Genomic DNA, 13,172 nt, shown 5'->3' with positions numbered 1-13,172 from the left:
CCGCCGCCGACGTCGGCGTACGCCCTCCCGCTCGACCTCGGCGGACGAGCGGGCTGCGGCCTGCGCTACTCTTGAACGTCGCCGCTGTCGCACCGCGCTGACCGTGCGCGCCGCCAGGGCGGTGTTCAGCCGCATTTTCCCAGCTCCAAGCCCCAGGAAGTGACATGCCTCCGAAGAAGAAGCTCGTCAAGACGTTCACGCTTCAGCTGCCGGCGGGCCAGGCCACGCCGGCGCCGCCGGTCGGCCCCGCGCTCGGCCAGCACGGCGTGAACATCATGGAGTTCTGCAAGTCCTACAACGCGCAGACCGAGTCCCAGCGGGGCGACATCGTCCCCGCCGAGATCAGCGTGTACGAGGACCGGTCCTTCACCTTCGTGCTGAAGACCCCGCCCGCCGCCCGGCTGCTGATCAAGGCCGCCGGTGTGCAGAAGGGATCCGGCGTTCCGCAGGCCGAGAAGGTGGGTTCGGTCAGCCGCGCCCAGCTGCGTGAGATCGCCGAGAAGAAGATGGCCGACCTCAACGCCAACGACCTGGACCAGGCCGAGAAGATCATCGCCGGCACCGCCCGGTCGATGGGCATCACCGTCAACGACTGACGTCGGCCCCGCCGACGACCCGATCGTGGGAGGGCTCGCGCCGAGCGGCCCGCCAGAGACCACAGGAGTAATCAGTAATGCAGCGCAGCAAGAGCTACCGCAAGGCCGCCGACGTCATCGACCGGTCCAAGCTCTACACCCCCGCCGAGGCCGTGAAGCTGGCCAAGGAGACCACCAACGTCAAGTTCGACGCCACGGTCGAGGTCGCCATGCGCCTCGGCGTCGACCCCCGCAAGGCGGACCAGATGGTCCGCGGCACGGTCAACCTGCCGCACGGCACCGGTAAGACCGCCCGCGTGATCGTGTTCGCCGGCGGCGCGAAGGCCGAAGAGGCCGCCGCCGCGGGTGCGGACGAGGTGGGCACCGACGAGCTGGTCGCCCGGATCCAGGGTGGTTGGCTCGACTTCGACGCGGCGATCGCCACGCCGGACCAGATGGCCAAGATCGGCCGGATCGCGCGGATCCTGGGCCCGCGCGGTCTCATGCCGAACCCGAAGACCGGCACGGTGACCATGGACGTCACCAAGGCGGTGCAGGACATCAAGGGCGGCAAGATCACCTTCCGGGTGGACAAGCACTCCAACCTGCACCTGATCATCGGCAAGGCCTCCTTCACGGAGAACCAGCTGGTGGACAACTACGCGGCGGTGCTCGACGAGGTGCTGCGGGCCAAGCCGTCCGCGGCGAAGGGCAAGTACCTCCGCAAGGTCATCCTGACCACCACGATGGGCCCGGGCGTCCCGGTCGACCCGAACCTGGTGAAGAACCTCACGGAGGACTCGGCCGAGGCCTGAGCCCGACCAGTTAGCTCCGCTGGGGCGCCGCCACACCTGTGGCGCGCCCCAGCGCTTTCGTGATGTGGCAGGCTCGACCGCATGCGGCTGGAGAACGTCTGGTTGCGGTACCACCGGCGCGGGCCGTGGGTGCTGCGCGGAGTCGACGTACGGATCGGTCCGGGTGAGGTGGCGGTCGTGCTGGGCCGCAACGGGGTGGGCAAGTCGACGCTGCTCCAGGTGGCCGCCGGGGTGCTCAGACCGGGCCGGGGTCGGGTCAGTGACCGGCCGGGACGGGTCGGTTGGGTGCCGGAGCGTTTCCCCGCCGATCAGCCGTTCACCGTGGCCCGCTACCTGACCGGGATGGCACGGGTGGCCGGGTTGGGCCGCTCCGCTGCCGACGACGCCGTGACCGCCTGGACGGACCGGCTCGGGCTGGCCCGGTTCCGCGCGGTACGCCTGCCGGAGCTGTCCAAGGGCACCGCGCAGAAGGTGGGCCTCGCCCAGGCGATTCTGCGCCCGCCCGGCCTGCTGGTGCTCGACGAGCCGTGGGAGGGGCTGGACGCCGCGACCCGTGAGCTGGTCCCCGAGTTGATCGACGAGGTGCTCGCCGCCGACGGCGCGGTCCTCGTCAGTGATCATCGGGGGGAGACGGTCCGGCTGCCGGGCGCGCGCCGCTGGACGGTGGCGGACGGCGCGCTGACCGAGGAGACGCCGTCGGCGGACGAGGCCGTCGCCGTGGTCGAGGTCGCGGTGCCGGCCTCGCGGGTCGCCGGCACCGTCGCCCGCCTGCGGGCCGACGGCCATCAGATCCTTCGGGTACGCCCCGACGCCGCACCACCGGCTCGCCCCGCCGCGCCACCGATTCGACCGGCCGGTGAGCTGGCGCCCGAGCGGTCGGGCGGCACCGACGCGATGGTCGAGCCGGCGACGGGGGAGGCCCGATGATCGCCCTGGTCCGGCTGCGGCTGGCCGGCTTCCTGCGTACCGGGCGGGCGCTGGCGCCGCTGCTCGCCGGTCTCGTGGCGCTCGGCACGCTGTACGGGGGCGGCCGGGCCCAGCCGGCGGAGGCGTACGGCGTCTCCGCGGTGGTGCTCTTTCCGGTGCTCGCCTGGCAGACCAAGATCCTGTTGGACGTGGAGCCGGACGTGCAGCGCCGGCTCGCCCAGGTGTCCGTCGGCGTGGCCCGGGAGCGGTCGGCGGGCCTGCTCGCCGCCGGCGTGGCGGCGTTGGCGACGGTGGCCGTCGCGCTGGTCTTTCCGTGGCTGGTCGGCGGGGTCACCGGCCCGGTCGACCCGGGGGACCGGTCGGTGCCGGTCGGTCTCGCGCTGGGGCTGTGGGCGCACCTGCTGGTCGTACCCGCCGCGGTTGCCCTTGGCGCGTTGGCCAGCCGGGCGTCGGTGGGCGGCGCCGGGTACGGCGTCGCGGTGCTGGCCCTCGGCGGTGTCGGCGCGGTGGTGCTCGGCCTGACCGGGTCGGTGGCCCCCTGGCTGGCCCCGCCGCTCATGGCTACCGCCCGGGCCTCGGCGGGCGACGCGGCCGCGCTCACCCTGCTCGGACTGAGCGTGTGGGCGCTGGCCTGGAGCGCCGCGGTGGTCGGCGGCTACCTGTGGCGGCGGCGGGCGCAGGGCTGACCGGCGCCGTTGGGCGTCGATCGTCGGTGGCCCGGCTCACAGGGGGCGATTTGGCGCTGGTGGCGCGGGCGCGTACTCTTCAACCGTCATCCGTGTTCTCATGGATGAGGAACCACCCAGAGACCGCTGGTCACCGTGCTCCGGCACGGTCGAAGGTCCCGCGACATACGGGCGACCCGCGTAGGGCGGCAAGCGTAACTCGGCAGTGAGCATGGTCCGCCGACCGTGTCGATCCGCCGGCCCTCGCCCCGTGCGCCCTGCGCCGGGGCTTTTCTCGTTGTCGTGCTGCCTCCGCCCCCGTTCCGGCTTCGGCCATGACGGGGACCAGCCTCGAGTAACGAGAGAGGAGGGACATGGCGGACAAGCCGATCCGGGCCGACAAGGCCACGGCCGTCGCTGAGCTGACCGAGAGCTTCCGCAACGCGGGCGCCACCGTGCTGACCGAGTACCGCGGTCTGACGGTTTCCCAGCTCACCCAGCTGCGGCGCTCGCTCGGCGCCGAGACCAGCTACACGGTCGCGAAGAACACGCTGGCGAAGCGTGCTGCGACGGACGCGGGCATCAACGGCCTCGACGAGCTGTTCACCGGTCCTACCGCGCTGACTTTCGTTTCGGGCGACGTCGTCGAGGCGGCGAAGGGGCTTCGTGACTTCGCGAAGGCCAACCCGAAGCTCGTCATCAAGGGCGGTGTCTTCGAGGGCAAGGCCATTTCCGCGGCCGAGGTCACGAAGCTCGCCGACCTGGAGTCCCGCGAGGTGCTGCTGGCCAAGCTGGCCGGCGCGATGAAGGGCAACCTGAGCAAGGCCGCGGCCCTGTTCCAGGCCCCGCTGTCGAAGACCGCCCGTCTGGCGGCTGCCCTGCAGGACAAGCGCGAGAAGGAGAGCGCCGAGGCGGCCTGAGGCCGTCCGAGCGCACCAGTTCTTACTTATTAGTTTCAGGAAAGGACGCCAGACATGGCGAAGCTCAGCACCGACGAGCTGCTCGACGCGTTCAAGGAGATGACGCTGATCGAGCTCTCCGAGTTCGTGAAGCAGTTCGAGGACACCTTCGAGGTCACCGCCGCGGCTCCGGTCGCGGTTGCCGCCGCTGGTGGCGCCCCGGCCGCCGCCGAGGCCGAGCCGGAGAAGGACGAGTTCGACGTCATCCTCGAGGCTGACGGCGGCAAGAAGATCCAGGTCATCAAGGTCGTGCGTGAGCTGACCGGCCTGGGCCTCAAGGAGGCCAAGGACGCGGTCGAGTCCGCGCCGAAGGCCATCCTGGAGAAGGTCAACAAGGAGACCGCCGACAAGGCGAAGGCCAAGCTCGAGGGCGAGGGCGCCAAGGTCACCCTCAAGTGACCTGACGTTCCACCTGCGCGTGCCCGGCTCGGTGAGCCGCGACACGATCGCGTCGCGGCGGGCGGTGATCCGACACGGATCGCCGCCCGCCGTGTTGGTGGATCCGGCGGCAACCGTCCTGACCTGGGCGTCGACGATCGGCGCACGGCCTCGAACGAGCGCGGCGGGTCCACCTGCGGTGGGAAAGAACGGATGACCCGGATACCGGCCCTTGACGCGGCCCCGGGCTGCCAGGCACGCTGACACCAGCAAGACACCGCGCTTGCGACGGCCACAACGTGGGTAATGACAGCGGCGGCACCAACGGCCGCGGCAACCCGCGCGGCCCGGTGGGGACGTTGCGTTCTGAGCGGCCCGGCAGACCCCGGTTCACGGGGGCCGAGGCGCGTTCCGCGAACGACCTGCGGGGTGGGCTGGACAGCGGTTAGCCTCTCGGCTACACTGCTAGTTTGCGCTGCCTTCCGACTTGACCCCTGCTCGGAAATGTCCGTTTACGGATATTTCTGGTGGGGTCATTGGAGTGCACGCGTACCAGCCGTTCTGCAGCACCGGTCCTCGGAAGGACGCATCTTGGCAGCTTCCCGCCCTGCGAAGACCAGTCGTACGTCGAGCGCATTCGCTCCCCGCCGAGTTTCATTCGGCAGGATCACCGAACACCTCGAGGTCCCCAACCTCCTTGCCATCCAAAACGAGTCCTTCGACTGGCTCGTCGGCAACGAGGCTTGGCAGGGCCGGTCGGCGGACGACCCGCACGCACGCTCGGGTCTCGCGGAGATCCTTGAAGAGATCAGTCCCATTGAGGACTTCTCCGGCACCATGTCGCTCTCCTTCTCGGCGCCGCGCTTCGACGAGGTCAAGGCCTCGATCGAGGAGTGCAAGGAGAAGGACCTGACCTACTGCGCTCCGCTCTTCGTGACCGCGGAGTTCACCAACAACACCACTGGCGAGATCAAGAGCCAGACGGTGTTCATGGGTGACTTCCCGATGATGACGCCCAAGGGCACCTTCGTCATCAACGGCACCGAGCGCGTCGTGGTCAGCCAGCTCGTCCGGTCCCCGGGCGTGTACTTCGACAAGCAGCCGGACAAGACCTCCGACCGCGACCTCTCCAGCGTCAAGGTCATCCCGAGTCGGGGTGCCTGGCTGGAGTTCGACATCGACAAGCGCGACACGGTCGGCGTACGTATCGACCGCAAGCGTCGGCAGGCCGTCACGGTCCTGCTCAAGGCCATCGGATGGTCGGCCGAGCGGATCCGTGAGCGGTTCGGCTGGTCCGAGCTGCTGATGACCACGCTCGAGAAGGACCACATCGCCGGCGCCGACGAGGCCCTGCTAGACATCTACCGCAAGCTGCGCCCTGGCGAGCCGCCGACGCGCGAGAACGCCCAGACCCTGCTCGACAACCTCTTCTTCAACCCGAAGCGGTACGACGTCGCCAAGGTCGGGCGCTACAAGTTCAACAAGAAGCTCGAAGTGGACGTGCCGATCACCACCGGCACGCTCACCGAGGACGACATCGTCGCCACCGTGGAGTACCTCTGCCGGCTGCACGCCGGTGAGGACGGCTACGAGGCCGACGACATCGACCACTTCGGCAACCGGCGCCTGCGCACCGTGGGTGAGCTGATCCAGAACCAGGTTCGGGTCGGCCTGTCCCGCATGGAGCGGGTCGTCCGTGAGCGGATGACCACGCAGGACGTCGAGGCGATCACCCCGCAGACCCTGATCAACATCCGCCCGGTGGTGGCGGCGATCAAGGAGTTCTTCGGTACGTCGCAGCTGTCCCAGTTCATGGACCAGACCAACCCGCTGGCGGGCCTGACCCACCGGCGTCGGCTGAGCGCGCTCGGCCCGGGTGGTCTGTCCCGGGAGCGGGCCGGCTTCGAGGTCCGCGACGTGCACCCGTCCCACTACGGCCGGATGTGCCCGATCGAGACGCCGGAAGGCCCGAACATCGGCCTGATCGGCGCGCTGTCCACCTTCGCCCGGGTCAACCCGTTCGGCTTCATCGAGACGCCGTACCGGAAGGTCGTCGAGGGTCGGGTCACCGACCAGATCGACTACCTGACCGCGGACGAGGAGGACCGGTTCGTCAAGGCCCAGGCCAACGCGCCGTTGAAGGCCGACGGCACGTTCGCCGAGGACCGGGTCCTGTGTCGTCGTAAGGGCGGTGAGACCGAGGACGTTGTCCCCGGCGCCGTCGACTACATGGACGTCTCGCCGCGGCAGATGACCTCGGTCGCGACCGCCATGATCCCGTTCCTCGAGCACGACGACGCCAACCGGGCACTGATGGGCGCGAACATGCAGCGCCAGGCGGTGCCGCTGGTCAAGGCCGAGGCGCCGCTGGTGGGTACGGGCATGGAGTACCGGGCCGCGGTCGACGCCGGCGACGTGGTTGTCGCCGAGGTCGGCGGTGTGATCGAGGACCTCTGCGCCGACTACGTCACCATCCACCAGGATGACGGCCACCGCCGGACGTACCTGCTGCACAAGTTCCGCCGCTCCAACGCCGGCTCCTGCGTCAACCAGAAGCCGGTGGTCTTCGAGGGCGACCGCGTGGAGGCCGGTCAGGTCATCGCCGACGGGCCGTGCACCGACGAGGGCGAGATGGCACTCGGGCGCAACCTGCTCGTGGCCTTCATGACCTGGGAGGGGCACAACTACGAGGACGCGATCATCCTGTCGCAGCGCCTCGTGCAGCAGGACGTGCTCACCTCGATCCACATCGAGGAGCACGAGGTCGACGCCCGGGACACCAAGCTCGGCCCGGAGGAGATCACCCGCGACATCCCGAACGTCAGCGAGGAAATGCTCGCTGACCTCGACGAGCGCGGCATCATCCGGATCGGCGCCGAGGTCGTCCCCGGCGACATCCTGGTCGGCAAGGTCACGCCGAAGGGCGAGACCGAGCTGACCCCGGAGGAGCGGCTGCTTCGCGCGATCTTCGGTGAGAAGGCGCGTGAGGTCCGGGACACCTCGCTGAAGGTGCCGCACGGCGAGACCGGCACGGTCATCGGTGTGCGCACGTTCTCCCGGGAGGACGGCGACGAACTGCCGCCGGGCGTCAACGAGCTGGTCCGGGTCTACGTCGCCCAGAAGCGCAAGATCCAGGACGGCGACAAGCTCGCCGGCCGACACGGCAACAAGGGTGTCATCTCGAAGATCCTGCCGATCGAGGACATGCCGTTCCTGGAGGACGGCACCCCGGTCGACATCGTGCTCAACCCGCTGGGTGTGCCGAGCCGGATGAACATCGGCCAGGTGTTGGAGACCCACCTCGGTTGGGTCGCCAAGACCGGTTGGAAGGTCGAAGGCGACGACACCGACTGGAAGCGGCAGCTGCGCTCGATCGACGCGCACGAGTCCGAGGGGGACACGAACGTGGCCACCCCGGTCTTCGACGGCGCTCGGGAGGCCGAGATCTCCGGCCTGCTGTCGTCGACGCTGCCCAACCGTGACGGCAAGCAGCTGATCGGTTCCAGCGGCAAGGCGCAGCTGTTCGACGGTCGTTCCGGTGAGCCTCTGCCGGACCCGATCGCGGTCGGCTACATCTACATCCTGAAGCTCAACCACCTGGTCGACGACAAGATCCACGCTCGGTCGACCGGCCCGTACTCGATGATCACGCAGCAGCCGCTGGGTGGTAAGGCGCAGTTCGGTGGTCAGCGTTTCGGTGAGATGGAGTGCTGGGCGATGCAGGCGTACGGCGCCGCGTACGCCCTGCAGGAGCTGCTCACGATCAAGTCCGACGACGTGCTCGGCCGGGTGAAGGTCTACGAGGCCATCGTCAAGGGCGAGAACATCCCGGAGCCGGGCATCCCGGAGTCGTTCAAGGTGCTGCTCAAGGAGCTGCAGTCGCTGTGCCTCAATGTTGAGGTGCTCTCCAGCGACGGCGTGGCCCTGGAAATGCGCGAGACCGACGACGAGGTGTTCCGGGCCGCTGAGGAGCTGGGAATCGACCTGTCCCGGCGCGAGCCGAGCTCGGTCGAAGAGGTGTAGGTGGTGGAGGTTGGGGGCCGACCGCCTCGCTCTGGGCGGTCAGGCTTGATCCCGACGCGAGTCGGTCGGCCCCCAACCCCGCCCGTGATTTAGCTGTACAGACGACGACATAGGGGACATAGTGCTCGACGTCAACTTCTTCGACGAGCTGCGCATTGGTCTCGCCACCGCCGACGACATCCGTCAGTGGTCGCACGGCGAGGTCAAGAAGCCTGAGACGATCAACTACCGCACCCTGAAGCCGGAAAAGGACGGGCTCTTCTGCGAGAAGATCTTCGGTCCGCAGCGGGACTGGGAGTGCTACTGCGGTAAGTACAAGCGCGTCCGGTTCAAGGGCATCATCTGTGAGCGCTGCGGCGTCGAGGTGACTCGCTCCAAGGTTCGTCGTGAGCGGATGGGGCACATCGAGCTCGCTGCTCCGGTGACCCACATCTGGTACTTCAAGGGCGTGCCGAGCCGGCTGGGTTACCTGCTGGACCTCGCCCCCAAGGACCTCGAGAAGATCATCTACTTCGCCTCGTACGTCGTGACGAGCGTGGACGCGGAGTCGCGTCACCGTGACCTCTCGACGATCGAGAACGAGATCCTGGCCGAGAAGCGGCAGTCCGAGAACAGCCGCGACTCAGAGATCGAGAAGCGGGCCGCCAAGCTCGAGGCCGACCTGGCCGAGCTGGAGGCCGAGGGTGCCAAGGCGGACGTCCGGCGCAAGGTCAAGGAGGGCGGAGAGCGCGAGATGCGCCAGATCCGCGACCGGGCCCAGCGCGAGATCGACCGCCTGGACGAGGTGCTGGACACCTTCCGCAAGCTGGAGCCGAAGCAGCTGGTCACCGACGAGCTGCTCTACCGCGAGCTGCGCGACCGGTTCGGTGAGTACTTCACCGGTTCGATGGGCGCCGAGGCGATCAAGGCGCTGGTCCAGAACATGGACCTCGACGCCGAGGCCGAGAGCCTGCGGGAGACCATCCGGTCCGGCAAGGGCCAGCGGAAGATCCGGGCGCTCAAGCGACTCAAGGTCGTGGCGGCGTTCCTGAACACCCGCAACTCGCCGCTCGGCATGGTGCTGGACTGCGTCCCGGTCATCCCGCCGGACCTGCGCCCGATGGTGCAGCTCGACGGTGGCCGGTTCGCGACCTCGGACCTGAACGACCTGTACCGCCGCGTGATCAACCGGAACAACCGCCTCAAGCGGCTGATCGACCTCGGCGCGCCCGAGATCATCGTCAACAACGAGAAGCGGATGCTCCAGGAGGCCGTCGACGCGTTGTTCGACAACGGCCGCCGCGGTCGGCCGGTCACCGGTCCGGGTAACCGCCCGCTCAAGTCGCTGTCCGACATGCTCAAGGGCAAGCAGGGCCGCTTCCGCCAGAACCTGCTGGGCAAGCGCGTCGACTACTCCGGCCGTTCGGTCATCGTGGTCGGCCCGAAGCTCAAGCTGCACCAGTGCGGTCTGCCCAAGCAGATGGCGCTGGAGCTGTTCAAGCCGTTCGTGATGAAGCGGCTGGTCGACCTCAACCACGCACAGAACATCAAGTCCGCCAAGCGGATGGTCGAGCGTCAGCGCCCGGTCGTGTGGGACGTGCTGGAAGAGGTCATCGGCGAGCACCCGGTGCTGCTCAACCGCGCACCGACCCTGCACCGCCTGGGCATCCAGGCCTTCGAGCCGCAGCTGGTCGAGGGCAAGGCGATCCAGATCCACCCGCTGGTCTGCACCGCGTTCAACGCCGACTTCGACGGTGACCAGATGGCGGTGCACGTGCCGCTGTCCGCCGAGGCTCAGGCCGAGGCGCGGATCCTGATGCTGTCGTCGAACAACATCCTCAAGCCGGCCGACGGCAAGCCGGTCACCATGCCCACCCAGGACATGGTCATCGGCCTGTACCACCTCACCCACCTCACCGCCGGTGAGAAGGGCGAGGGTCGGGCGTTCAGCTCGGACGCCGAGGCGCGGATGGCGTTCGACAACGGTGAGCTGCACCTGCAGGCTCCGGTGAAGATCCGTCTGCGTGGCGTGATCGGTGTCGACAACGGCGCCGGCGCCGAGGCCTGGACCGCCCCGGAGGGCTGGGTCGAGGGTGAGGCGCTGACCGTGGAGACCACCCTCGGTCGGGTGCTGTTCAACGAGACGCTGCCGCAGGGCTACCGCTTCGTGAACTACGAGATCCGCAAGGGTCAGCTCTCCGCGATCGTCAACGACCTCGCCGAGCGCTTCCCCAAGGTGGCGCTGGCCGCCACCCTCGACGGTCTCAAGGAGGCTGGTTTCCACTGGGCCACCTGGTCCGGCGTGACGATCGGCATGGAGGACGTCATCGCCCCGCCGCGCAAGGCGGAGATCCTGGCGAAGTACGAGAAGGAAGCCGACCGGATCGACAAGCAGTACCAGCGTGGTCTGATGACCGCCGAGGAGCGTCGCGGCGAGCTCATCGAGATCTGGACCAAGGCGACCAACGAGGTCGCCAAGGAGATGGACACCGCGCTGCCGCAGGAGAACCCACTGTGGAAGATGATCAATTCGGGTGCCCGCGGTAACCTGCTCCAGCTCCGGCAGATCGCGGCGATCCGTGGTCTGGTGGCCAACCCGAAGGGCGAGATCATCCCGCGGCCGATCAAGGCCAGCTACCGGGAGGGTCTGTCCGTGCTGGAGTACTTCATCTCCACGCACGGTGCCCGTAAGGGTCTCGCCGACACCGCGCTGCGGACCGCCGACTCGGGTTACCTGACCCGTCGTCTGGTGGACGTCTCCCAGGACGTGATCATCCGCGAGGAGGACTGCGGCACCGACCGGGCGATCCCGATGCAGATCGGCGAGCGTCTGGAGGACGGCAGGCTGGTCGTGCACGAGCACGCCGAGACCAGCGTGCACGCCCGCACTCTGGCCGACGACATCAAGGGGCCGGACGGCACCGTCGTCGCCGAGCGGGGTCAGGACATCAACTCCATCGGGGTCGACAAGATCGTCGCCGCTGGCGTGGAGACGGTCCGGGTGCGCAGCGTGCTCACCTGCGAGTCGAAGCTGGGTGTCTGCGGTGCCTGCTACGGGCGTTCGCTGCCGACCGGCAAGACCGTGGACGTCGGCGAGGCGGTCGGCATCATCGCTGCCCAGTCGATCGGTGAGCCGGGTACGCAGCTGACAATGCGTACCTTCCACACCGGTGGTGTCGCGGGTGAGGACATCACCCAGGGTCTGCCGCGTGTCCAGGAGATCTTCGAGGCCCGGGTCCCGAAGGGTAAGGCGCCCATCGCCGACACCCCGGGTCGGATCCGGATCGAGGACGGCGAGCGGTCCCGGAAGATCATCGTGGTGCCGGACGACGGCAGCGACGAGATCGTCTACGACAAGATTTCCAAGCGGGTCCGGCTGCGGACCCACGACGGCGGTCACGTCGCGGTCGGCGAGAAGCTGACCGAGGGCACCATCGACCCGCACGAGCTTCTGCGGATCATGGGTCCGCGGGCGGTCCAGGTCCACCTGACCAGTGAGGTCCAGGAGGTCTACCGCTCGCAGGGCGTGCTCATCCACGACAAGCACATCGAGATCATCATCCGCCAGATGCTCAAGCGGGTGACGGTCATCGACTCCGGCTCGACCGAGTTCCTGCCGGGTGTGCTGGTCGACCGGGCGCTGTTCGAGTCGGAGAACCGCCGACTCGTCTCGGAGGGCGGCGAGCCCGCCGCCGGTCGTCCCGTGCTGATGGGTATCACCAAGGCCTCGCTGGCCACCGACTCCTGGCTCTCGGCGGCCTCCTTCCAGGAGACCACCCGGGTGCTGACCGACGCTGCGATCAACTCGCGCAGCGACTCGCTGGTCGGCCTCAAGGAGAACGTGATCATCGGTAAGCTCATCCCGGCCGGTACCGGCATCAGCAAGTACCGCAACGTCCGGGTGGAGCCGACCGAGGAGGCCAAGGCCAAGGTCTACTCGATGACCGGGTACCCGGAGACCGACTACGGGTTCGGGCCGGCCAGCGGGCAGGCTGTGCCGCTGGACGACTTCGACTTCGGGTCGTACCGCTAAGCACCAACACCGACGAGGCCCCCGGCACCTGCCGGGGGCCTCGTCGTGTCCGGACCCGCGCACCCGCACACCGGTTTCGGCAGAATGGGGGCATGACCACCGCACCCGACCAGGTGTCCAGCGCGCAGCAGCCCCCCCGGCACCCGCTGGATCCCGACCCGGCGCGCGCCACGAAGGCGCGAGCGGTCTTCGCGCTGGGGCTGCTCGGGATGCTGACCGGCCTGTTCGTCGGTGGGGTGGTGCCGGCGACGGTGGCGCTCCAGCTGTCCCGGCAGGCGCGCCGCGAGGCGTACGCCTCGGGGGGTTTCCTGACCGGCGGCGCGTGGCTGCGGCGGGGGGAGCGGATGGCCTGGATCGGCCTGGTGCTGGTCGCGGTCAGCGTGGTGGTCGCGGTGGTGATCGGGGTGGTGCGGTTGGCGGGCTCGCCGTTCGGCCATGACTACCCGACGAACATGGACTGACCCGACCAGCGGTCGCGCCCGGCGTGGGCGGCGGGACCCCCGGCGGTAGCCTGGCCGGTGTCCGCCGCACGGCGGTGGTGGCCTGTCGACAGGAGGACCTCGTGACGGAACCGGCGCGGCCCCCGGCGGACGAACCGGCCGGGCCTCCTGGCGCGCCGGCCCCGCCGCCAGCCCCAGCCACGGTCGAACCGGCGGATGAGGCGCCGTCTGCGCCGGCGGATGAGGCGCCGTCTGCGCCGGCGAATGGGGTGCCGTCTACGCCGGCGGATGAGGCGCCGTCTGCGCCGGCGAATGGGGTGCCGTCTACGCCGGCGGATGAGGCGCCGTCTGCGCCGGCGAATGGGGTGCCGTCTACGC

At 69.0% G+C, this 13,172-nt stretch carries 9 protein-coding genes; all 9 read left to right on the top strand.

Annotated features, from left to right (window positions below; translation table 11 throughout):
• Positions 1 to 164 precede the first annotated feature (164 nt).
• Positions 165 to 596, top strand: coding sequence for a 50S ribosomal protein L11 (gene rplK / locus JNW91_RS08435; protein WP_203174332.1), 432 nt, complete (start codon positions 165 to 167; stop codon positions 594 to 596).
• Positions 597 to 673: 77 nt separating this feature from the next.
• Positions 674 to 1,390, top strand: coding sequence for a 50S ribosomal protein L1 (rplA, locus tag JNW91_RS08430; RefSeq protein WP_203174331.1), 717 nt, complete (start codon positions 674 to 676; stop codon positions 1,388 to 1,390).
• Between the two features lie 81 nt (positions 1,391 to 1,471).
• Positions 1,472 to 2,317 (top strand): ABC transporter ATP-binding protein, encoded by an 846-nt coding sequence (locus JNW91_RS08425; RefSeq protein WP_203174330.1) that lies wholly within the window; start codon positions 1,472 to 1,474, stop codon positions 2,315 to 2,317.
• Entirely contained in the window at positions 2,314 to 3,003 is a 690-nt protein-coding gene (locus JNW91_RS08420; protein WP_203174329.1) for a hypothetical protein, read from the top strand. The genes JNW91_RS08425 and JNW91_RS08420 overlap by 4 nt, the downstream gene beginning before the upstream one ends.
• 353 nt (positions 3,004 to 3,356) lie before the next feature.
• Entirely contained in the window at positions 3,357 to 3,902 is a 546-nt protein-coding gene (gene rplJ / locus JNW91_RS08415) for a 50S ribosomal protein L10 (RefSeq protein ID WP_074314622.1), read from the top strand.
• A 54-nt stretch (positions 3,903 to 3,956) separates the two neighbouring features.
• On the top strand, positions 3,957 to 4,340 hold the full coding sequence (gene rplL / locus JNW91_RS08410; RefSeq protein ID WP_151488762.1) for a 50S ribosomal protein L7/L12: 384 nt from the start codon (positions 3,957 to 3,959) through the stop codon (positions 4,338 to 4,340).
• Positions 4,341 to 4,910: 570 nt separating this feature from the next.
• Complete coding sequence (gene rpoB / locus JNW91_RS08405) at positions 4,911 to 8,342, top strand: DNA-directed RNA polymerase subunit beta (protein WP_203174328.1); 3,432 nt, start codon at positions 4,911 to 4,913, stop codon at positions 8,340 to 8,342.
• A 121-nt stretch (positions 8,343 to 8,463) separates the two neighbouring features.
• Entirely contained in the window at positions 8,464 to 12,354 is a 3,891-nt protein-coding gene (locus JNW91_RS08400) for a DNA-directed RNA polymerase subunit beta' (RefSeq protein WP_203174327.1), read from the top strand.
• A 92-nt stretch (positions 12,355 to 12,446) separates the two neighbouring features.
• Positions 12,447 to 12,815: a hypothetical protein gene (locus JNW91_RS08395; RefSeq protein ID WP_203174326.1), complete on the top strand. Its 369-nt coding sequence runs from the start codon at positions 12,447 to 12,449 to the stop codon at positions 12,813 to 12,815.
• The last annotated feature ends 357 nt before the right edge of the window (positions 12,816 to 13,172 follow it).

The sequence above is a fragment of the Micromonospora parastrephiae genome (assembly GCF_016802865.1).
Taxonomy (GTDB): domain Bacteria; phylum Actinomycetota; class Actinomycetes; order Mycobacteriales; family Micromonosporaceae; genus Micromonospora; species Micromonospora parastrephiae.
The sequence above is the reverse complement of the archived record's forward strand: the minus strand, read 5'-3'. Positions and strand labels throughout refer to the sequence as shown.

Bases quoted from the DNA above. Each gene is read 5' to 3' on its own strand.
- rplK (WP_203174332.1), top strand. From the start codon at position 165: ATGCCTCCGAAGAAGAAGCTCGTCAAGACGTTCACGCTTCAGCTGCCG.
- rplA (WP_203174331.1), top strand. From the start codon at position 674: ATGCAGCGCAGCAAGAGCTACCGCAAGGCCGCCGACGTCATCGACCGG.
- JNW91_RS08425 (WP_203174330.1), top strand. From the start codon at position 1,472: ATGCGGCTGGAGAACGTCTGGTTGCGGTACCACCGGCGCGGGCCGTGG.
- JNW91_RS08420 (WP_203174329.1), top strand. From the start codon at position 2,314: ATGATCGCCCTGGTCCGGCTGCGGCTGGCCGGCTTCCTGCGTACCGGG.
- rplJ (WP_074314622.1), top strand. From the start codon at position 3,357: ATGGCGGACAAGCCGATCCGGGCCGACAAGGCCACGGCCGTCGCTGAG.
- rplL (WP_151488762.1), top strand. From the start codon at position 3,957: ATGGCGAAGCTCAGCACCGACGAGCTGCTCGACGCGTTCAAGGAGATG.
- JNW91_RS08395 (WP_203174326.1), top strand. From the start codon at position 12,447: ATGACCACCGCACCCGACCAGGTGTCCAGCGCGCAGCAGCCCCCCCGG.